At 45.2% G+C, this 23,557-nt stretch carries 14 protein-coding genes; 13 read left to right on the forward strand and 1 reads right to left on the reverse strand.

Annotation, left to right across the window (positions count from 1 at the left end):
• Position 1 precedes the first annotated feature (1 nt).
• The 6 genes from EO132_RS02965 (at position 2) to EO132_RS02990 (ending at position 6,405) form a co-directional block, all read left to right on the forward strand.
• On the forward strand, positions 2-529 hold the full coding sequence (locus tag EO132_RS02965) for a DUF3341 domain-containing protein (protein ID WP_127136524.1): 528 nt from the start codon (positions 2-4) through the stop codon (positions 527-529).
• 4 nt (positions 530-533) lie between these two features.
• The gene (locus EO132_RS02970) at positions 534-1,103 is read left to right on the forward strand and encodes a c-type cytochrome (RefSeq protein WP_127136525.1); all 570 of its coding nucleotides are present in this window, start codon (positions 534-536) and stop codon (positions 1,101-1,103) included.
• A gap of 17 nt (positions 1,104-1,120) precedes the next feature.
• Positions 1,121-2,458, forward strand: coding sequence for a quinol:cytochrome C oxidoreductase (locus tag EO132_RS02975; RefSeq protein ID WP_127136526.1), 1,338 nt, complete (start codon positions 1,121-1,123; stop codon positions 2,456-2,458).
• A 33-nt stretch (positions 2,459-2,491) separates the two neighbouring features.
• On the forward strand, positions 2,492-3,598 hold the full coding sequence (locus EO132_RS02980; protein WP_127136527.1) for a cytochrome c oxidase subunit II: 1,107 nt from the start codon (positions 2,492-2,494) through the stop codon (positions 3,596-3,598).
• A 37-nt stretch (positions 3,599-3,635) separates the two neighbouring features.
• A complete protein-coding gene (locus tag EO132_RS02985; RefSeq protein ID WP_127136528.1) occupies positions 3,636-5,459 on the forward strand; it encodes a cytochrome c oxidase subunit I in 1,824 nt (607 codons plus the stop codon).
• Positions 5,460-5,580: 121 nt separating this feature from the next.
• The gene (locus tag EO132_RS02990) at positions 5,581-6,405 is read left to right on the forward strand and encodes a GIN domain-containing protein (RefSeq protein ID WP_127136529.1); all 825 of its coding nucleotides are present in this window, start codon (positions 5,581-5,583) and stop codon (positions 6,403-6,405) included.
• Between the two features lie 3 nt (positions 6,406-6,408).
• On the opposite strand, the gene EO132_RS02995 is transcribed toward EO132_RS02990, so the two are convergent.
• A complete protein-coding gene (locus EO132_RS02995) occupies positions 6,409-8,661 on the reverse strand; it encodes an acyl-CoA dehydrogenase family protein (RefSeq protein ID WP_127136530.1) in 2,253 nt (750 codons plus the stop codon).
• A gap of 127 nt (positions 8,662-8,788) precedes the next feature.
• Here EO132_RS02995 and ruvB point away from each other — a divergent pair, with 127 nt between their 5' ends.
• From ruvB to sov, 7 genes are all read left to right on the forward strand, one after another.
• Positions 8,789-9,811: a Holliday junction branch migration DNA helicase RuvB gene (ruvB, locus tag EO132_RS03000; protein WP_127136531.1), complete on the forward strand. Its 1,023-nt coding sequence runs from the start codon at positions 8,789-8,791 to the stop codon at positions 9,809-9,811.
• 136 nt (positions 9,812-9,947) lie between these two features.
• Positions 9,948-11,015 (forward strand): c-type cytochrome, encoded by a 1,068-nt coding sequence (locus EO132_RS03005; protein ID WP_235856364.1) that lies wholly within the window; start codon positions 9,948-9,950, stop codon positions 11,013-11,015.
• Between the two features lie 50 nt (positions 11,016-11,065).
• Positions 11,066-11,986 (forward strand): tRNA epoxyqueuosine(34) reductase QueG, encoded by a 921-nt coding sequence (gene queG, locus EO132_RS03010; RefSeq protein ID WP_127136532.1) that lies wholly within the window; start codon positions 11,066-11,068, stop codon positions 11,984-11,986.
• A 75-nt stretch (positions 11,987-12,061) separates the two neighbouring features.
• Positions 12,062-13,387, forward strand: coding sequence for an MFS transporter (locus tag EO132_RS03015; protein WP_417935835.1), 1,326 nt, complete (start codon positions 12,062-12,064; stop codon positions 13,385-13,387).
• Between the two features lie 118 nt (positions 13,388-13,505).
• The gene (locus tag EO132_RS03020) at positions 13,506-15,803 is read left to right on the forward strand and encodes an NADP-dependent malic enzyme (protein WP_127136533.1); all 2,298 of its coding nucleotides are present in this window, start codon (positions 13,506-13,508) and stop codon (positions 15,801-15,803) included.
• Positions 15,804-15,824: 21 nt separating this feature from the next.
• Positions 15,825-16,406, forward strand: coding sequence for a Holliday junction branch migration protein RuvA (ruvA, locus tag EO132_RS03025; protein ID WP_127136534.1), 582 nt, complete (start codon positions 15,825-15,827; stop codon positions 16,404-16,406).
• A gap of 5 nt (positions 16,407-16,411) precedes the next feature.
• Positions 16,412-23,515 carry a T9SS outer membrane translocon Sov/SprA gene (sov, locus tag EO132_RS03030; protein WP_127136535.1) on the forward strand — a complete coding sequence of 2,368 codons (7,104 nt, stop codon included), beginning with the start codon at positions 16,412-16,414 and terminating at the stop codon, positions 23,513-23,515.
• The last annotated feature ends 42 nt before the right edge of the window (positions 23,516-23,557 follow it).

The following is a 23,557-nucleotide window of genomic DNA, read 5'->3' on the forward strand; positions in this document are numbered from 1 at the left end:
CATGGCATCAAAAGTTATACAAGCACTTTACAACGATGACGATGTGTTGATGCATGCCGTAAAAAAGGTTAGGGCAGAGCACCATCATATAGAGGAAGTGTACACTCCGTTCCCTGTCCACGGTCTGGACAAGGCAATGGGATTGGCAGATACCCGAATAGCTATAACCTCTTTCCTTTACGGATGTTTGGGATTGACGGTTGCCATAGTCATGATGAACTTTATCATGATCGAGGATTGGCCGCAGGATATCGGTGGTAAACCAAGTTTCAGTTACTTGGAGAACATGCCGGCTTTTGTTCCGATTATGTTCGAGCTTACGGTTTTCTTCGCAGCTCACTTGATGGTGATTACTTTTTACCTTAGAAGTAGAATGTGGCCGTTCAAAAAAGCGGAAAATCCCGATAAACGTACTACCGATGACCACTTTTTAATGGAAATCGGTCTGCACGACAACGAAAATGAACTTGCCGACTTGTTGTGGGAAACAGGAGCGGTGGAAGTAAAAGTTACAGAAAAGGAGTCTTAATAATATGAAGCAATTAGGTAAAATAAGTGTTGTTTTGGTTCTTGTGTTGTTCGCAGCATCTTGCGCGGACAAGAACAGTCCAAACTACCAATTCATGCCAAACATGTACGAACCTGTAGGATATGAGGCCTATCAAGGTGTTGACAACGGCTTGTTCCCAGAAGGGACCGAGGCGCTTGTACCACCGGCGGGTACCATCTCCCGAGGATACATGCCCTATGAGTTTGAAAACACTCCGGAAGGTAAGGAACTAGCAAGATTGAACACAAGTCCATTGGATTCCTTGAACCAGGAAGAAAACATGGTCAAAGGAGCAGAGCTTTATGCGATTTACTGTGCCGTTTGCCATGGACCAAAAGGAGATGGACAAGGAAATCTTGTGAAAAGAGAAAAAATATTGGGTGTTCCCAGCTACGATGATCCAGCTAGAAATATTACTGTAGGGACTACGTACCACACTATTTATTACGGATTGAACTCCATGGGCTCTTATGCCTCACAGTTCGCTAATGAAAAAGAAATGTGGCAAGTGTCCGAATACGTGATGAAGTTAAAGGAAGACCTAACAAAATAATAGGATAAGAAGAAACTATGTATACCTTTTCAAACAAACTTAGACTAGGATCTTTCATAGCCATGGGGCTTGGATTCATATTCCTTGTAATTGGTTTTATGTCTGCCCCATCAACTGTGGAAGAAGCCAAGGCCATGGTAGCAGTGCATGACGATGGTCATGGAGGAGGGCATGCAGAAGAAGCAGCCGAAAGCCATGGAGAAGAGCAAGGTCACGGAGCAGCCGAAGCACACGGTGAAGAGCACGACTCTTCCCACGATGAGCATTTGTTGCAACAATTGCAGAACCGTCCTTGGTCCGCACTTTACGTAGCAGCATTCTTTTTCTTTATGATAGCATTGGGCGTTTTGGCCTTTTATGCCATACAGCGCGCTGCGCAAGCAGGGTGGTCCCCATTGCTTTTTAGGGTCATGGAGGGTATTACCGCATACTTGGTTCCCGGTGGAATCATTGTATTTGTGATCTTATTGCTTTCCGCACTGCACATGAACCACATGTTTGTGTGGATGGACCCGGAAGTTGTGGCCCACGATGAATTGTTGCAAGGAAAAGCAGGATACTTGAACCCAACTTTCTTTTTGATAAGAGCTGCCATATTCTTGGGTGGATGGATTTTCTACCGTCAATATTCGAGAAAATTGTCCTTGGCTCAGGATGAGTCTGATGATAACAGCAACTTTGTAAAGAACTTTAGATGGTCGGCAGGTTTCTTGGTATTCTATTTGGTTACTGAGTCCATGATGTCCTGGGACTGGATCATGAGTGTGGATCCACACTGGTTCAGTACGTTGTTCGGATGGTATGTATTTGCCAGCATGTTCGTATCTGGTATCACTGTGATCGCCATGGTAACGGTTTACCTGAAATCAAAAGGATATTTAGAGCAAGTGAATGACAGCCACATCCACGATTTGGCCAAGTTCATGTTCGGTATCAGTATTTTCTGGACCTACCTTTGGTTCTCCCAGTTCATGCTGATTTGGTACGCGGATATTCCTGAAGAGGTAACCTACTATGTGGCAAGGTTCCAGGATTACAAACTGCCTTTCTTCGGTATGTTGGCCTTGAACTTTGTATTCCCATTGTTGGTGCTTATGAACAGTGATTACAAAAGAATCAACTGGTTTGTTATCATGACCGGTATTGTGGTGCTATTTGGCCACTATTTGGATATATTTAATATGATAATGCCTGCAACGGTTGGTGACCAATGGTTCATTGGATTGCCAGAGATTGGTGGTATTTTGTTCTTCGGAGGTTTGTTTGTGTACTGGGTGTTCACGGCTTTGACAAAGGCGCCCTTACAGCCCAAGCGAAACCCGTTCATTGAGGAGAGTAGACATTTTCATTATTAATAGATTACGATTTAAGTCTTAGATAGATAAACGATGACTGCATTATTAACATTAGCTGTTTTAGTATTAGTTGCGATTGCGATTTGGCAAATGACCAAGATTTTTGAACTATCGCAAACTAAAACAGAACGCGCTGAGATTGCGAACGATTCCGATAACAAGAACAATGGTTACCTTTTGTTCGCCTTCCTCATTTTTATTTATGGGATCACTATTTTCAGCTTTGCCAAGTACGCAAAAATGCTTTTGCCAGAGGCTGCATCCGAACATGGTGGGGATTACGATCAATTGATGTTGGTTTCCATGGGGATCATCTTCTTTGTGCAAACCGTGACCCAGGCCCTATTGCACTACTTTGGTTACAAGTACAGGGGGCAAAAGGGAAGAAAAGCGTTGTTTTTCGCAGATAATGATAGATTGGAGTTTATCTGGACCATTATTCCCGTGATCGTGTTGGCAGGTTTGATTCTTTGGGGACTCTACACCTGGACAAACATCATGGACGTGAACGAGGATGATGACCCATTGGTCGTGGAACTCTACGCCCAACAATTCAATTGGACCGCCAGGTATGCTGGGGATGACAACGTGCTCGGTAATGCCAATGTTAGATTGATAGATATCAACAATGCCAATGTACTAGGTTTGGATGAATCCGATCCAAATGCCGAAGATGATATCATTGTAAAGGAATTGCACCTGCCCGTAGGTAGGAAAGTGAACTTTAAAATGAGGTCTCAAGATGTATTGCACTCTGCTTACATGCCCCACTTTAGAGCTCAAATGAACTGTGTTCCCGGAATGATCACACAATTTTCGTTCACGCCTACCGTGACCACGGAGGATATGCGTTTGAACCCTGATATCGTTGATAAGGTAAAAAGGACCAATGCGATTCGTGCAGAGAATGCCAAGGATCCATGGGAGTTCGATTACGTATTGTTGTGCAACAAAATATGCGGAAAATCACACTATAACATGCAGATGAAGATTATAGTGGAAACCGAGGAAGAGTACAATAAATGGATTGCTGAGCAGAAAACGTTCAAAGAAACCGTGATGGTCGATGAAACAGCCCAAGCTTCCAACACAACGGAAGTTGCTGATGTGGAATTGAACGAAACAGCTTCGGTAGAATAACTAACAAAAAAGAATAACGAAAAAAATTAATTGGAATATGTCTGAAGTAGCCCATGTAAGTCATGATGATCACCACGATGATCATGGACATCACCATAAGGAAACCTTCGTAACGAAATACATTTTCAGTCAGGACCATAAGATGATATCCAAGCAATATCTGATTACCGGTCTAATCATGGGATTCATTGGTATTGCTATGTCGTTGTTGTTTAGAATGCAATTGGCATGGCCAGGCGAATCTTTCGGGATTTTTGAGGCTGTATTGGGCAAATGGGCCCCAGACGGTGTAATGGACGCTGATATCTATTTGGCATTGGTGACCATTCACGGTACGCTCATGGTATTCTTTGTATTGACACAGGGATTGAGTGGTACCTTCAGTAACCTGTTGATTCCACTGCAGATCGGTGCACGGGATATGGCATCTGGGTTCATGAACATGCTATCTTACTGGATGTTCTTTGTTTCATCCGTGATCATGATCATTTCCTTGTTCGTGGAAGCTGGACCTGCAGCAGCAGGTTGGACCATCTATCCACCATTGAGTGCACTTCCAATGGCACAACCAGGTTCAGGTATGGGTATGACACTTTGGTTGGTATCCATGGCCATATTCATCGCGTCCTCTTTGTTGGGATCGTTGAACTACATTGTGACCGTAATAAACCTTAGGACAAAAGGAATGTCGATGACCCGCCTTCCTTTGACCATTTGGGCATTTTTTGTGACTGCGATTATCGGTGTGGTATCTTTCCCGGTATTGTTGTCAGCAGCTTTGTTGTTAATCATGGATAGAAGCTTTGGTACATCGTTCTTCCTATCGGATATCTTTATCCAAGGAGAAGTATTGCACTACCAAGGAGGTTCGCCCGTATTGTACGAGCACTTGTTCTGGTTCTTGGGACACCCTGAGGTATACATCGTATTGTTACCTGCATTGGGTATTACTTCCGAAGTGATGTCAACCAACGCTAGAAAACCTATTTTTGGATATAGGGCAATGGTCGCCTCTATCTTGGCGATTGCATTCCTATCCACCATCGTATGGGGACACCACATGTTCGTATCCGGTATGAACCCGTTCTTGGGCTCTGTATTTACGTTTACGACCCTTTTGATCGCCATACCATCAGCGGTAAAAGCATTTAACTATATCACCACACTTTGGAAAGGTAACCTACAGCTGAACCCAGCGATGTTGTTCTCCATTGGCCTGGTGTCAACCTTTATCACAGGAGGTTTGACAGGTATCATTTTGGGTGATAGTACCTTGGATATCAACGTTCACGATACATACTTCGTTGTGGCCCACTTCCACTTGGTAATGGGTATATCGGCCTTATATGGAATGTTCGCAGGAATCTACCATTGGTTCCCAAAAATGTTCCAAGGACGCATGATGAACAAGAACTTGGGTTATGTCCACTTCTGGATTACCGCAGTTTGTGCCTATGGGGTATTCTTCCCAATGCACTTTGTGGGAATGGCAGGGGTGCCACGTCGTTACTATGAGAACACGGCCTTCCCAATGTTCGATGAGTTGACGAACGTTCAGGTATTGATGACCGTATTTGCTATCATTGCAGGTTTGGCGCAGTTGATATTCGTTTACAACTTCATCTCAAGTATCTTCTACGGTAAAAAAGGACCTGTGAACCCTTGGGGTTCCAATACACTGGAATGGACAACTCCTCAAGAGCATATCCATGGAAACTGGCCTGGGGAGATTCCTCATGTTTACCGTTGGGCATACGATTACAGTAAAACATACGAAAATGGGGAGTACATCATTGCAGGACAGGATTTTGTTCCGCAAAACGTTCCGCTTCAAGAGAATGAAGAAGAACTCAACCATTAAAAAATACATTTATATTAGTGAAAGAGCCCGTCCGTTTTTGGATGGGCTTTTTTTATGGAAATGGATTTTGAAGTGAAATGTATATCTTTAAAAGGCATTTCCCCATCAAAAGAGAACCGTCATGAAAAAGTTACTTATCCTATTGTTGGCCTTGGCTCCACTAATCTCAATGGCCCAGCGTAAACCCAAGATCAAGGGCAGCCGAATTGTGACACAAGTAAGCGAGGAGCTTCCACCATTTGATGCCATAATATTGAACGACGACCTCGAAATCAATTTGAACAAGGCCTTGGGGCCGGGGTATCACATTTCCGCCGATGACAACCTTATCGATGTCCTAAAATTTGAGGTGGAGGGAGGCACCTTGGTCATTAGTTCCTATTACAATATTACCAGGAAAAAAGAACTTACCATAACTGTTAACTACACTGAATTGAAAGCCATAACGGTTAAAAACGGAGCAATAATTTCTCAAGATGTGATTGAATCCAATGAGCTGTTCGTGGATGGCTTCAACAATACCAAGTTGGATATCAAAGCAAATGCTGCGGTCATGGATATTAATCTGGAAGATACCAGCAGCGGAGATTTCCATGTCGAGGTCGATTCATTGAACGTTAACCTCAACAAAAGGGCACAGGCCTATGTGTATGCGCAAATAAATGCTGGTGTTTTGGATTTGGAAGGAAATTCCTCTTTGGCCATGGAAGGCACATCGGATAGGTTGAGCGCCAGTTTGCTCGACTACGCCAAATATAAGGGCGAGGCCATGCAAATAGGCTCTTGCGAATTAAAAGCGGCGGGGAATGCCAATGCAAGGGTGTATGCATTTGGCGACATTAACATTCACTCAACGGGAGATGCCAGTATCTACCTTTATGGAACCCCGAAGATTACCATTGAAGAGTTTTTGGATAGCTCCCAACTCATCAAAAAGCAAGAGTAACGTTTACTGGGCAATGGGCGCGGTTAAACAATGTTCGGGAATGCCAAAACCATCGACCAACACCTCAATGTGTGGTCGCAGTTCCGTGGATAGGCGCTCTACCCGCTGACGAATGGCCTTCGATTTTGTACTCCCAATATAGCCCTGCTCCAAATACCATCTTGCATCCGAATTGATTTGATCAAGGGCGTAAAGGCAACCCACCTTCTCCATCAAGGCCCTGTACTTGAGATCCGTTACCTGCTCATAATGTTCACAGAAAATATGGTAGGCCAATTCCACACTGTACGCTTTTCCAAGAGCCAATAAATGGGTCTGCACCTTTAAAAAGGCCTGGTAAGAAGGAATTCCTTTTTTGATATAGTTGCGTATGCGCATGGCCAAGGTATATGTAAGCCTTCTGGTACGATAATCAAAAGCGTGCTTATGAAACTTTGGATTATACAGGTGTTCTGCATCAACCTTGTTTGAATAAAGGGGATTGATAGCAGTGAGTTTGTCCGCAATCTGAGTCTGTAAAAGCTTTAGCACCGAAGCGAAGCCAGCACTGTTGAACTCCGCCCTAAAATCGGATAGAATGCCTTTGGCTGCAAGCTGCAACAATACCGTATTGTCTCCTTCAAAAGTGGTGAAAATATCCACGTCCCCTTTGAGGTCCGCAATTCTGTTCTCCAATAAATAACCCTTACCACCACATGCTTCACGACATTCTTGAATGGTTTCGTTGGCGAACCACGTAATGATTGATTTTAGGCCTGCCACTTGGGTTTCTACCTCCCTCTTATCAGGTTGTGATTCGTCACTGTAACGCTTCATCATCTCTTCTAAGGTAAAATGATAGACATACGCCCCCGCAATCGCAGGCGTAAGTCTTAGCTGATGAGTAGGGTAGTCCATGATCAGGTCTTCTTGAACCTTTACATTATCATTGAACTGCCTACGATTGAGCGCATATTTAACTGCAATTGACAGTGCCATCTTACTTCCGCCAAGTGCACCACGTGCCACACAAATACGTCCGCCGACCAAGGTGCCCAACATGGTAAAGAATCGCTTGTTCGGATTTTTTATGGAGGAAAAGTAAGTGCCATCATCCCGTATCTCCCCATATTTGTCCAGTAGGTTCTGTCTGGGGACCTTTACATTGTTGAACCAGATTTTACCGTTGTCAACCCCGTTCAGCCCCAGTTTATAGCCATTGTCCTCTACAGTGATGCCTTCTAAGGTTTCGTGTTTTTCATTTCTTAGTGGAACTAAAATGGCATGTACGCCCTCATTTTTGCCATTAACGATCAATTGGGCAAAAACAGTGGCTATTTTGGAATGCAGCGCGTTACCGATGTATTCCTTATTGTCGTTTTTACCAGGGGTGTGTATAATGATGGAATCGGATGCTTTTTCGTAGGTAGCGGTGGTCTTGATGCCTCTAACGTTGGAACCATGTCCTGTTTCCGTCATAGCGAAACAGCCCAGTAATTTGGTTTCCCCTGCTTCTGTCAAATACTGGTCATGGTGTTTTTTTGTGCCCAATTTTTGGATACTACCGCCAAAAAGGCCGAACTGGACCCCGAACTTCACGGCCAAGCTCCCGTCTACGAACATCAGATGTTCAAAAATAGAGGCATAAGCGGGCATGTTTCCCGTTCCGCCATACTCAGGTGGATAGGCCATGGCGCCGTAACCAGCCTCTCCCAACAGCTGGACTTGTTTTAATATCCTATTTCGGAACTCGGCTTTGTCTCTTAAAACCTCCCATGAAAAATCAGGCTTGTCCAAAAACCTTCGAAATTCATCGACCACCTTGGTGTGTTCGCCTTTCAGGATGTCGTCCAGAACTTGGGCATCGTATTCATCCGAAGTTTTTTCATGGACCACTTCCACATCGAACAAATGGTTGTAGTGGTTGGGCTGTATGCCCAGATGGACCTCAATATGCTTTAATTGCTCGTTCAGATCATCCCCGCTAATCAATCGTTGACTGAGCGAAGTTAGTGGGTAGGTCTCGCTTTCGATTAATTTTACTTGGGAATTGGCAATGGTCTGTTTCCAGTTTTTTATTTCATCATCATGGGGTGGATTATCCCTGTCCAACCAGCTTTGCAGTTGTCCTTTTTCTTCTTGGTCAAGCGATGCATCGAGCGCTATGACTTTTTGTACCACTGAAATCTCAGAAGCTGATAATAGGTCATCGGACCAGATGACGTAAAAAAAAGGGATGTATTGTAGAATTCCTACGGAATAGTCTGTAGCAACCATATTTAACTTAATTGGTGAAACGTTCTCTTTTCTAAGATAAGGTTTAGACCGCTAAGAACAATCGCAAGTGCTATTTTTATCTATAAGGTTTTAGGTCGATGCGGTTTTCAGTTATATTTGTTGAAGAATGAACGAGAATTTAGATCCAACAGCTGATAATTTTTCCTCGGAAGAGCTCGATATCGAAAGAGCCTTAAGGCCCGTCACTTTTGATGACTTTACCGGCCAGGCCCAAGTACTGGAAAACCTAAAGGTTTTTGTGCAGGCGGCCAATCTTAGGGGAGAGGCCTTGGATCATACTCTTTTTCATGGTCCTCCTGGACTTGGTAAGACCACCTTGGCCCATATTCTGGCCAATGAGCTCGGCGTGGGCATCAAGGTAACTTCCGGACCTGTACTGGACAAGCCCGGTGATTTGGCGGGACTGTTGACCAATTTGGAAGAACGCGATGTGCTCTTTATCGATGAGATCCACAGGTTGAGTCCCATTGTAGAGGAATACCTGTATTCCGCAATGGAGGATTATAAAATAGACATCATGATCGAGACGGGCCCCAATGCCCGTACCGTACAGATAAACCTGAGTCCGTTTACGTTGATCGGGGCCACTACCCGATCTGGGTTACTGACGGCTCCCATGAGGGCTCGTTTTGGTATCCAGAGCAGATTGGAATATTATAACACCGAGCTTTTGTCCACTATCGTGGAACGCAGTGCGGAAATCTTGAGTGTACCCATAACCAATGATGCAGCGATAGAGATTGCGGGACGTAGTAGGGGAACCCCAAGAATCTGTAACGCCCTTTTGCGTAGGGTCAGGGACTTTGCACAAATCAAAGGGAACGGAAACATTGACTTGGAAATTTCCCAGTTTGGATTAAAGGCCTTGAACGTGGATGCCCATGGTTTGGATGAAATGGACAATAAAATCTTGACCACCATTATCGATAAATTCAAGGGAGGGCCCGTTGGTATTACCACTTTGGCAACGGCAGTCTCCGAAAGTGCTGAAACCCTTGAGGAAGTTTACGAACCTTTTTTGATTCAGCAAGGTTTTATAATGCGGACTCCCCGGGGCCGGGAAGTCACTGAACTTGCGTACAAACATTTGGGCAGGGTAAAAGGCGGTACCCAAGGCGGATTGTTTTAATGACATTCCGGTTCCCAATTTTAAATCTTTTCGTAATTTACTTGCTTGTTTGATTAAACTAAATGATGTAGTGGAAATCAAGGAGAACCCCTGTCTTACTATATTCATAATCGCTTTGCATGATCTAAAATGAATCATGGGAGACCTGAGAACATCCAAAGTGCAGAACACCGATTCATATAGTGCAATCGCCAAGCAGATAAGAAAACTGTGCTTGCAACTGGGTATTTGCATTGTTTTGATGCTTGGATTGGCTTTTGCCGTGGTGCTGGTCGGATTCGGCGGATTTGGTTCTAAAGAATATGTGTCCCTGCCCGATGATGTCTATTATTTGGATTACAATGTGTACAACCTGTCTTTTTCAAAGAAAAACGAACGCATAAAAGAAGGTTTCGAAATTTTCAGAAATACTCCATTACATCTAGGACCAAGGCAAACCGATGCTATAAATATATACGCAGGTAATAATCTGGCCTGTGCCAGTTGTCATTTAAATGGCGGAACAAAGCCTTACGCGGCTCCATTGATAGGTGTGGTCAAGCGATTTCCTCAATATCGTGGTCGAGAGGATAAAATGGGAACCATAGAGGAGCGCATCAATGGTTGTATGGAACGCAGCATGAATGGCAGGATGATGCCTGAAGATAGTGGTAAAATGAAATCGTTGTTGGCCTATTTGGAATGGTTGGGGAGGGCTACGCCATCCAATGGGAAAATTGAAGGTCAAGGTCTTTTGTCCATTGAAATCCCAGATAGAGCGGTGGATTTAGAGCATGGTGAGCTTGTTTTTCAAAGAAACTGTGTGGAATGTCATGGTGCGGATGGACAAGGAGAGTCGCAAGAAGACGGTACTTATCTGTACCCTCCCTTATGGGGGAACGATTCATACAACAATGGTGCGGGCATGACCCGCGTAATCACGGCGGCACAGTTTATCAAGGGAAACATGCCTTACGGTACCACATTTGATAGCCCGAAGTTAACAGATGAAGAGGCTTACGACGTGGCAGGATACATCAATCAAAAATTAAGACCGACAAAGCCCCATCGGGAAGTTGATTTTCCTGATTTGGTAAAAAAACCTGTTTCTACCCCGTATGGCCCATATTCAGATCATTTTAGTGAAGAGCAACATCAATTGGGACCTTTTCAACCTATAATGGAGTACTATAAGAATGAGTTTGACCTGGTTAAAACCAAATAGGGTAGGTTTTTCGCTTTATAATCGGGAAAAACTATTGTTATCTTCGTTCCGTGAGCGCACACAAACATACCGAACTTATAAAAGCCGAAGCCAAGCGCCTCGGTTTTTTGTCATGTGGGGTATCCAGAGCGGAATTTTTGGAAGAGGAAGCGCCCCGATTAGAAAAATGGCTCAACCAGAACATGCATGGGGAAATGCAATACATGGAAAACCATTTCGATAAACGTTTGGATCCCACAAAATTGGTCGAAGGCTCCAAGTCGGTCATATCGCTCCTGTTGAATTATTTTCCTTCCGAAGAACAAAACCCCGAATCCTATAAAATTTCGAAATATGCCTATGGCATGGATTATCACTTTGTGATAAAGGATAAACTCAAAAGCTTGCTCCATTTTATTCAGGAAGAAATCGGCGAGGTGCACGGCAGGGCCTTTGTGGATTCCGCCCCGGTTTTGGACAAGGCATGGGCGGCAAAAAGCGGTCTGGGCTGGATAGGAAAGAACAGTAATCTGCTGACCCAACAGGTAGGTTCTTTTTACTTTATTGCAGAACTAATCGTGGATTTGGAACTGGAGTACGATACACCAGTGACCGATCATTGTGGTACCTGTACCGCTTGTATTGATGCCTGTCCCACTGATGCTATTGTGCAACCCTATGTCGTAGATGGCAGTAAATGTATTTCCTACCTGACCATTGAGTTGAAGAACGAGATCCCGTCTGAATTTGACGGCAAACTCGATGATTGGATGTTCGGCTGTGATGTTTGCCAAGATGTGTGCCCATGGAACCGTTTTTCAAAATCGCATAGCGAACCCCTCTTTAACCCTCATCCGGACTTGTTGGAGTTCACTAAAAAGGATTGGGAGGAGATTACCGAGGATGTATTCAAAAAGGTGTTCAAAAAATCAGCAGTAAAACGGACCAAACTATCAGGTCTTCAGCGCAATGTCAATTTTTTGAAGAAATAGCATTATATTGAGCCGTGTTCTTGAAATATTCACACCCTTTCAGTGTATATTTCGGATGCTAGCTAAACAAACAACATGATTAAGATTAAAAAACCCAAATTAAGTTTTTGGCAGATTTTTAATATGAATGTTGGGTTCCTTGGGATTCAATATAGCTTTGGTTTGCAGCAGAGCGCCATTAATCCAATATTTCTTTTTTTGGGTGCTACAGAAGAAATGCTTCCCATTTTGAACATCGCAGGTCCTGTTACCGGATTGATCGTACAACCTATTATAGGGGCCGTTTCCGATAAGACCTGGTCGCCTCGTTGGGGTAGGCGAAAGCCTTTTTTTCTCATAGGTGCGCTAATGGGCAGTCTGTGTCTGTTTTTCTTTCCATTAAGTCCAGCTTTATGGTTCGCCGTCGGTTTATTGTGGATTTTGGATGTTGGCAACAACATGGCCATGGAGCCTTACCGTGCATTTGTTGGTGATAAATTGCCAGAATCACAGTTCAGTATCGGGTACCAGATGCAAAGTCTTTTTGTGGGGGCCGGTATTCTTTTGGCCAATGCATCCATCTTTTTGTTTCAGGATTGGTTTGGTGGTGGTCAAGAAGTTGAGGGGACAGTGCCTAAATGGTTGTATTATTCCTTTTTTATCGGATCCTTTCTTTCCATAGCCACCATTTTATGGTCTGTGTTGAAAACCCCAGAAATTCCGCCTACTGATGAAGAGTTGGCAGAAATCAACAAACATAAAGCACTTCCCTTCGCTGATCGCATAAAAGTTCCTTTTGTGGAAATCATCCTTGCCGTTAAGGAAATGCCCAGATTTATGTGGAAGCTCTCAGCAGTATACCTATTTCAATGGTATGCCCTTTTTGTGTATTGGCAGTACATCACTCCCTTGTTCAGGGTTTCCTTGGGCTACGACACCTCGGAGGCTGCAGCACAAGCCTCTAAAATGAATTGGGCATACAATGTGGTCACGGCTGTGGTCGCATTGGTCTTGGTGCCATTGACCATGCGTTTCGGTGGAAAAAAAGTATATGCTTTGAGTTTATTGGGTACCGCGGTGGCTTTATTCACTGTTCCTTATATTCAAGATCCGCTTTATGTACTGCTTCCTATGGTCTTGTTCGGAATAGGATGGGCGGCCATGATGGGGATTCCCTATAGCATGGTTTCCAAAGTGGTCCCGCAAGAGCGAAGAGGTGTCTACATGGGGATATTGAATATGATGATCGTGATTCCCATGGGAATCGAAACACTTACATTTGGCCCTATTTTTAAAAACCTTCTTGGTGGCAATTCGGTCAATGCCATGTTGTTTGCAGCCGTTTTTTTTGTGATTGCCTCTGTTTTGGCCATGCGTTTGAACGTTTCCAAAGCGAAAAAGGAGTATCCGTTGGATGCATAAAGCATACAACATTGCATATCACAGACCTTTTGCTTCCATACAGGCCTTCAAATTGATGCTTGGGATTTTAAGATAAAACCAATGAATGTCCTAACTTTACCAATTCATTTTTGATAATATGAGCAAGGAAAAGCAAAGACGAGAAGCACTTCTATACCACGCAAAGCCGCAACCAGGTAAAATAAAGATCGTACCCACAAAACCGTATTCCACCCAAAGGGACTTGGCCTTGGCCTATTCCCCAGGGGTTGCCGAACCTTGTTTGGAGATTGAAAAGAACAAGGACGATGTATACAAATACACCGCAAAAGGAAATATAGTAGCGGTAATTTCCAACGGTACAGCGGTATTGGGCTTGGGAAATATCGGTCCCGAGGCCTCAAAGCCCGTAATGGAAGGGAAGAGTCTGCTTTTCAAGATTTTTTCTGATATCGATGGAATCGATATTGAACTGGATGCCACTGATGTGGATAAGTTCGTTGAGACGGTCAAGGCCATTGCCCCGACCTTCGGGGGAATCAATTTGGAGGATATCAAAGCTCCTGAAGCCTTTGAGATCGAACGGAGGTTGAAGGAAGAACTCGATATCCCCGTAATGCATGATGATCAGCACGGTACGGCGATAATTTCCGCCGCAGCTTTGCTGAACGCCCTTGAAATTGCCGAAAAAAAGATTGAAGATGTAAAAATCGTGGTAAGCGGGGCAGGCGCAGCGGCTGTTTCGTGTACAAAACTCTACAAAGCCTTTGGTGCATCCGCAAAGAATATCGTAATGTTGGATAGCAAGGGGGTCATCCGAAGCGACAGGGACAACCTTACTTCTCAAAAAAAAGAGTTTGCCACCGATAGGAAAATCGACACTTTGGAGGAAGCCATGAAGGATTCAGATGTGTTCATCGGACTCTCCATCGCCGACATTGTTTCCCCTGAAATGCTGAATTCCATGGCCGAGAACCCCATTGTGTTCGCCATGGCCAATCCAAATCCAGAGATAGAATACGATTTGGCCTGCAAGACCAGGAAGGACATCATCATGGCCACTGGTCGTTCCGACCATCCGAACCAAGTGAACAATGTACTTGGTTTCCCGTTTATCTTCAGGGGGGCTTTGGATGTGCGTGCCACAAAAATCAATGAAGAAATGAAGATGGCCGCCGTAAGGGCCCTGGCCGATTTGACTCGTGAGCCCGTTCCGGAACAAGTGAACATTGCCTACGATGCCACAAGGTTGGCCTTTGGAAAGGACTATATCATCCCCAAACCCTTCGATCCCCGGTTGATCGCCAAGATTCCACCGGCTGTTGCCAAAGCGGCCATGGATAGTGGAGTGGCTAGACTGCCAATTCAAAATTGGGAGAAGTACGAGGAAGAACTCTATCAAAGATCCGGCAATGACAACAAAGTGGTTCGATTGCTACATAACAGGGCCAAGGTAAATCCAAAACGAATTGTTTTTGCCGAAGCTGAATTGCTCGATGTGATGAAGGCCGCTCAGATCGTTCATGAAGAAGGCATCGCAATGCCGATCCTGCTGGGAAACAAGGAAATCATAGAGCACTTGAAAAAGGAGCTCGAGTTTGACGCAGAAGTGCCGATCATCGATCCACGTTCCGATGAGTTCAGTGAAATGCGTACCAAGTATGCCTTGAAACTTTGGGAACTGAGGAAGCGAAAGGGCGAGACCAAGTACAGTGCTCGTGTCAATATGGGCAAGCGGAATTATTTTGGAGCCATGATGCTCAAGGAAGGAGATGCCGATGGAATGATTTCTGGATACTCCAGAGCCTACCCCAAGGTACTGCGACCCGTTTTTGAGGTGCTGGGAAGGGCCAAAAATGTGCAAAATGCCAGCACTGTAAACATTATGATCACAGATAGAGGACCGCTCTTTTTGGCCGATACCTCCATCAATATCGATCCCAATGCGGAAGAACTGGCCGAGATTGCACAAATGACGGCCAATGTGGCCAAAACCTTTGGTTTCAATCCCGTTATGGCATTGCTCTCCTACGCGAATTTTGGTTCATCGAACCATCCGAATGCCCAAAAAGTAAGGGAAGCCGTGAAAATTCTACATGAAAGGAACCCTGATTTGGTGGTCGATGGAGAAATCCAGACCGACTTTGCACTCGACCCGGAGATGAGCAGCAATAACTTCCCGTTTTCCAAGATATCAGGGAAAAAGGTCAACACCTTGGTTTTTCCCAACCTGGAATCCGCGAACATTACCTACAAATTGTTGAAAGGCCTCAACAATGCCGATTCCATCGGACCGATCATGGTGGGGCTTACCAGAGCGGCGCATATTTTGCAACTCGGGGCCAGCGTGGACGAAATGGTCAATATGGCCGCCGTTGCCGTTATCGATGCCCAAGAGCGTGAGAAGCGAAGAAAAGCTAAAATGCAAGGGGAGTGATCCCGGTCAAATAGATTTTTTATGATTACCCACTTACGAGGAAAACTAGTAGAAAAAAATCCAACCTACGCCATAGTGGAATGCAATGGGGTGGGGTATTTCCTGAATATTTCCCTACATACTTTTTCCTTGCTCACAGATGAAGAAAACATCTTTGTCTATACCGATTTATTGGTAAAGGAAGATTCTCATACCTTGTTCGGTTTCGCCGAGCGGGCGGAGCGCGAAGTGTTCCGATTGTTGATATCGGTCTCAGGGGTCGGGGCGAGTACTGCACGAACCATGTTGTCCTCATTGTCCCCATCCGATGTCAGGGATGCCATAGCCAATGGCGATGTGCCCACAATCCAGTCTGTGAAAGGGATTGGGGCCAAAACGGCCCAGCGTGTAATCTTGGATTTAAAGGACAAGATTTTAAAAGTCCACGACATGGGCGAAGTTTCACAAAAATCAAACAATACAAATAAAGAAGAAGCGTTATCTGCATTAGAGGTTCTTGGTTTTACCAGAAAGCAATCTGAAAAGGTGGTCGACAAGGTACTTTCCCAAGACACTTCGTTAAGCGTAGAGAACATTATTAAACAGGCGCTGAAAAATTTGTAACTAGTTTGAAAAAAGGGGCAAAACCAATACTTAAACCAATACGTTTTAAGTACATTTTCTTTGTTTTTTGTCTACTGTCCATATCCAACCTAATGGCACAGGAGACCAATGAGCAGGCTCAGGATTCCGTGAAAACAGGAGTGGATCTTGGTCGCCTTATCATGGGGAATCCGGATAGCATTGTTGCAAAATACACTTACGACCCCAAGACCAATACATACGTTTATACGGAGAGCATAGGGGACTTCGATGTCAACTACCCTATCATCCTTACTCCCGAACAATACTACGACTTGGTGGAAAAGGAGCAGATGAAGCTCTATTTCAAACAAAAAGGGGATGCCTACGCAGGAAAAAAAGAGGGTAGTGAGGAAGCGCGGCGAAATCTTTTGCCCAATTTTTATGTGAACAGCAACTTTTTTGAGACCATTTTTGGGGGAAACACCATTGAAGTGATTCCACAAGGGTCAGTGGCCATGGACTTGGGTGTGCTGTGGCAGAAAAATGACAACCCGGCCCTATCCCCTAGGAACAGAACGAACCTTTCCTTTGATTTCGATCAACGAATCAGTTTGAGCTTGTTGGGAAAAGTGGGAGAGCGGCTTCAGGTATCCGCACAATATGATACGGAAGCCACATTTGATTTCCAGAACCTTGTCAAATTGGATTATACCCCGACAGAGGACGATATCATACAGAAAATTGAAGTGGGTAACGTGAGCATGCCGCTCAATAGTTCCTTGATTACGGGCGCACAGAGTTTGTTCGGTGTCAAAACACAACTTCAGTTTGGTAGGACTACCGTAACGGCTGTTTTTTCAGAACAACGGTCACAAAACAACACAGTGGTCGCCCAAGGGGGCGGCACGGTCAACGAATTTGCATTGACGGCATTGGATTATGATGAGGACAGGCACTTTTTCCTAGCGCATTATTTCCGTGACAATTATGATCGTGCATTGGAATTCTACCCATTCATTCAAAGTAGGGTGCAGATTACCCGTTTGGAGGTTTGGGTGACCAATAGAAACCAGCAAACAACGAATGTTAGAAATGTTGTGGCCATTCAGGATTTGGGTGAGGCCATTTCCGATAATACCCGTATCGGTGTCAACAATGGAGATCCAGCAGGATTTTTCAATAACCAAGCCGTTGCCAGCGGACTTCCACAGAACGGCGCCAATGCCTACGACCCCAATCAAATCGGGAGTGGGGCACTGACACCGGCCATTCGTGACATCGCCACGGTGGAATCCGGGTTCAATGTGCCCGGATATACCGTGAATCAAGGATTTGATTATGCGATTTTGGAAAATGCCAGAAAGTTGGTTCAAGGAAGGGATTATGAGTTCGATTCCCAATTGGGGTACATCTCCTTGAGTCAGAGTTTGAGCAACGATGAGGTGCTGGGTGTGGCTTTTCAGTATACCTATGATGGGGAAGTTTATCAGGTAGGGGAGTTTGCCAATGGAGGTGTGGATGCCACCACGATACCCCCGAATTCCAATTTGATAGAGAACAATGCATTGGTCTTGAAATTGCTTAAGAGCAACATTACCAACGTGGTAGACCCTATTTGGGATTTGATGATGAAGAACATTTATTCCACAGGGGCCTATCAATTGAGTCAAGAGGATTTCAAACTGAACATTCTCTATTCCGACCCCACACCAAGAAACTATATTACCCCGGTTGACCCCAATGCCGGATGGCCCGAAGGATTGCAAGATCAAATATTGCTGAGTGTCTTCAATCTGGATCAGCTCAACATGTACAATGATGTACAGCCGGGCGGGGATGGATTTTTTGATTACGTTGAAGGAATAACGGTGGATTCGCAATCAGGGCGAATTATCTTTACCAAGGTGGAACCCTTCGGGGAGTATCTCTTTGAGAAGTTGGGCGGCGGTACTTATGATGTGGAAAATGACCAAGGGTATAACCCGAACCAGAGGAAATATGTGTTCCGTAACATGTACGCCAAGACCAAGGCGGCATCATTGCAAAATGCGGAAAAGAACCGATTCCAGATCAAAGGGCGGTATACTTCGCAATCCAACAACGGTATTCCGATCGGGGCCTTCAATGTGCCGCAGGGTTCGGTTACCGTGACCGCGGGCGGAAGACAGTTGCAGGAAGGCATTGACTATACGGTGAACTATCAGGCGGGTACGGTACAATTGCTCGACCCCAGTCTGGAGGCATCGAATACCCCCATCAACATTTCAGTGGAGAACAATGCGGTATTTGGTCAACAGACCAGGCGTTTTGCAGGAGTCAATGTAGAGCACAAGTTCAATGATAAGTTTGTTTTGGGCGGTACGTTCCTCAATTTGAACGAGCGTCCCCTAACACAGAAATCGAATTACGGGATTGAACCCGTCAACAATACCATTTTCGGACTGAATGGAAATTTCAGTACCGAAATGCCATTCTTGACAAGACTGGCCAATAAGTTGCCGAACATTGATACGGATGTGCCTTCCAACCTGTCTTTGCGCGGCGAGGTGGCGTTCTTGCGACCCAATTCGCCCAAAAACGCGGACTTTAGGGGTGAAACCACTACTTATTTGGATGATTTTGAAGGAGCACAGGCGTTGATCGATATTCGTTCCTCCTTGGGATGGACCTTGGCCAGTCCGCCAGTGGAATTCATAAATGATAGAACAGGGATTGATGTGGGCCACGAGCGTGCAAAAATGGCGTGGTACACCATCGACCCTATTTTTTATACCAATCAGAGACCATCGGGGATGTCGGACAACGATATTTCCCTCAACTCGACCCGTAGGGTCTTCATTGACGAGGTGTTCACCGAAACGGATATTGCCCAGGGACAGACCCAGGTGCAGAGCACGCTCGATGTTGTGTACTACCCGAACGATAAGGGACCGTACAATGCCAATCCAAGTTTTGAATCCGAGACACCGGCTGCCAAATGGGGTGGGATCATGCGACCATTGAGCAGCACCAACTTTGAGCAGTCCAATGTGGAATTTGTCCAGTTTTGGGTGTTGGATCCCTATATTGATGGGGAAACTGCCGATGGCAATGCAGGTGAGCTTGTATTCAACCTGGGTAATATTTCCGAGGACATCCTAAAGGATGGTAGGAAACAATACGAAAATGGATTGCCCGCAAGTACCAATAACGAGGTGCCAAGGGAAACCGTTTGGGGGCAAGTGCCCTCCACACAATCTTTGGTGTATGCCTTTGATGCGGATGAGGCCAATAGGACGGCCCAGGATGTTGGTTTGGATGGCTACGATGATGCCCAGGAAGCTTCCATATATAATGGTCCCGCAGAAGACCCTGCTTTGGATAACTATCAATATTACCTGAACCGCGAGGGCGGTATTTTGGAACGCTATTTTGATTTCAACAATACACAGGGCAACTCGCCAGTGGCGGTGACGAACACCAATAGGGGTTCGACCACGCTGCCCGATGTGGAGGATATCGACAGGGATTTGACCATGAACACGGTAAACAGCTACTACGAGTACCGTATTCAGATAAAACCAAACACCACTATTGATGACCAATATGTGACCGATATCCGCGAAGGACAGACCCCGACCTTGCCCAATGGTACGCAATTGAACCGTAGATGGATCCAGTATAAGATTCCATTGAGCGATTTTACCGATGCCGTAGGGGGAATCTCGGATTTCAGGTCCATCAGCTTTATGCGAATGTACCTTACCGGGTTCTCGGATGATGTGGTGCTTCGTTTTGCGACCCTCGACTTGGTACGTGGTGATTGGAGGACATACACCAATACCCTGCAGCCTGGATTTGACAACGATCCTTCGGATGATGCCACTGTTACCGATGTGAACACTGTGAACATCGAGGAAAACTACGGAAGACAGCCGATACCCTATGTGTTGCCTCCCGGAGTGGTCCGTGAACAGCTCAACAACAACAATACGATCATTCGTCAAAATGAGCAGTCCCTCTCTTTTGTGGTGGAGAACTTGGAGTCCCAGGATGCCCGAGGGGTGTTCAAAAATGTAAATATCGATGTGCGTCAGTATAAACGTTTGAAAATGTTCATGCATGCCGAGAAAATATTCAATACCGATTACTCGGACAGTGATACGCCTTTGGTCGGTTTCTTGAGAATCGGTACCGATTTCTCCGAAAATTTCTACCAGATAGAACTACCACTTCAATTCACTTCATTTGGAGCTTCATCCGCAGAAGAAATTTGGCCCAGTGTCAACGAAATAGATGTTGCATTGAGTGACTTGAACAAGGTAAAATCCAAAGGGATATCCAATCAGACCTTGGATGAGATCAACTACTATGAAATTGTGGATGGCGAAGCCGTACTTGTGGATGAGTTTGCTCCCCGAACCTTGGGCAGGGTCCGTATAGGAATCAGGGGTAACCCGTCTTTGGGAAGTATTCGCGGTATGATGGTGGGTATCAAAAACATTGATGATATTCCAGCCCGAGGCGAAGTGTGGTTCAATGAACTTCGATTGGCGGGCCTTGAAAACAACGGTGGTTGGGCCGCGACTGCAGCCTTGGATGCCAATGTGGCCGACTTCGCCAATGTTACGGCAACGGGAAGTAGAAGCACATCTGGTTTTGGTTCCATTGACCAAAAACCCACAGAGCGCGCTTTGGAAGATGCCATCTCATACGATGTGGTGACCAATGTGAACGTAGGGCAGTTGTTCCCCAAAAAATGGAACCTGCAATTACCGTTCAACTATGGGATTTCCGAAACCCTGATCACTCCGGAGTTCGACCCCGTGTACGATGACCTACGGTTGGATGATAGGATTGCCGCTGCTGCAACTCCTGAGGAGGCAGAAACCATAAAGGAACAGGCGGAGGATTACACCAAGCGAACCAGTATCAACTTGATAGGAGTAAGGAAAAATAGGGGGGAGGAAGCTGAAGAGAATTTCTTCGATGTGGAAAACTTTACCTTCAATTATTCCTACAACGAAACCGACCATAGGGATTTTGAGGTGGCCGAACTTCGTGATCAGAATGTTTCCACTGGATTTGTGTACAATCACAATTTTAGGCCGGCACCCGTAGCACCCTTTGCCAAAAAGGACTCCATGCTCACAAGCAAATATTGGCAGTGGCTGAAGGATTTGAATTTCAATGCCCTTCCCACAAGCTTTTCGGTAAATGCCAATTACAATCGTTCCTTTAATCAACAGCGGTACAGGGATGTATTGGAACCAGGGGTGGATGCTTTGGAATTGCCCTTGTTGCAACAACGAAACTATTTGTTCAACTGGCAGTATGCACTCAATTACAGCATCACGAAATCGTTGCGATTGAACCTGACCGCCTCCAACAATAATATTGTCCGTAACTATTTCAATGTCGATGATGATCGGGATTCAGGTATCAACCAGGCCCTGGACCTTTGGGATGGCTTTTTCGATATAGGAGAACCAAACAGGCATGCCCAGCAAATGCAGTTGAACTATGAACTGCCGTTCAGCAAAATACCTTTCCTCAATTTTATAAATGCACAATATTCCTACACCAGTAATTTTGATTGGCAACGGGGTGGCGATGCATTGAGGCAGGTGGCCGGTGTGGATATCAACACGGTTCAAAATGCCAGTACCCATACGTTGACGGCGAACATGAGCATGCAGCGCTTTTATGACTTTTTGGGTCTTAAGAGGCGTGATGGAAAAGTGACCGCAAACCAAGCTGCTGTACGAAGGGACAAAGCGGGCAACCCTGCTGATGGTGAAGATGCCAATGGACCTCGAAAAACCAGCAAGGGCTTCAATACCATGGTGGATATCTTGACCATGGTAAAACGGGTCAATGTCAATTACAGTGAAAACCGGGGAACGGTACTGCCAGGGTACACACAATCCATAGGGTTTATCGGAACTACACGTCCCACTTTGGGTTTTGTCTTCGGAAGTCAGGCGGATGTGCGGTTCGAGGCCGCGCGTAATGGATGGTTGACGAATTATCCCGAGTACAGTAGGCAGTTCATGCAAAATACGAACAAGCAGTTGACCATTACCGCCACGGCTCAGCCTACCCAGGATTTGACCATTGACTTGAGTGCGGATAGAAATTACATGAGTTCGTTGCAGGAAAGCTATAGCCCTGAGAATTGGGCCAATGGTCTTGATGGATTGATCAACGAGATGGGGAACTTCAGCATCTCCACGGTGATGATAGGAACGGTGTTCAAGAAGAGCGATGAGTTCGACTCCGAAACCTTTGAGCAATTCAAACAGAACAGGATCACCATTGCCAACAGGTTGGTATCCGATAGGGGGGAGAGTCCCGGTACATTGGATGAGGATGGTTTTCCGGAACGTTACGGTAAAACACAGCAGGATGTATTGCTTCCAGCATTCTTTGCTGCCTATACGGGACAGGATGTGGATCGGGTGAACATGGATGCTTTCCGAGATATTCCCATCCCGAACTGGAACATGAAGTACACGGGTTTGATGAAAAACAGGTGGTTCAAGAAGAAATTCAAGCGTTTTTCCTTGAGTCATGGGTATCGCGCAGCTTATAGCGTGAACTCGTTCCAGACCAATTTGGAGCGTCAGAATACCACCTATGACCCGGAAAATGGGGATTTGTTGCCCAAGACCCTCATTAATAATGTGGTTTTGACCGATGAGTTCAGCCCGTTGATGCGAGTGGACTTTGAAATGCAGAACTCCTTTAGTTTTTTGGCCGAGGTACGGACCAGTAGAACCTTGTCCCTGAGTTTTGACAATAATTTGTTGACTGAGATCAATGGTAACGAATATACCTTGGGACTGGGTTATCGATTCAAGGATGTGAAGTTCGTGACCAATATCGGGGGCGAAAAAACCCGTTTGAAAGGGGACCTGAACTTGAAGGCAGACCTATCACTCCGTGATAACATCACGATCATCCGAAATTTGGATATCGATAACAATCAGATCACATCGGGCCAACGATTGATGTCCATAAAGTTCACTGCGGACTATGCGTTGAGCAAGAGTTTGAACGCCATGTTCTTCTATGATCACTCCTTCTCTGAATTTGCTGTTTCCACTGCTTTTCCGCAGACAACCATCAATACGGGCTTTACATTGCGGTACAACTTTGGGAACTAATGAATAACATAATTTGCTTTTCCTTCATTTTGGGGCAAAGTT

This window comes from Flagellimonas oceanensis (genome assembly GCF_003992595.1).
In the GTDB taxonomy this organism is placed as follows: domain Bacteria; phylum Bacteroidota; class Bacteroidia; order Flavobacteriales; family Flavobacteriaceae; genus Flagellimonas; species Flagellimonas oceanensis.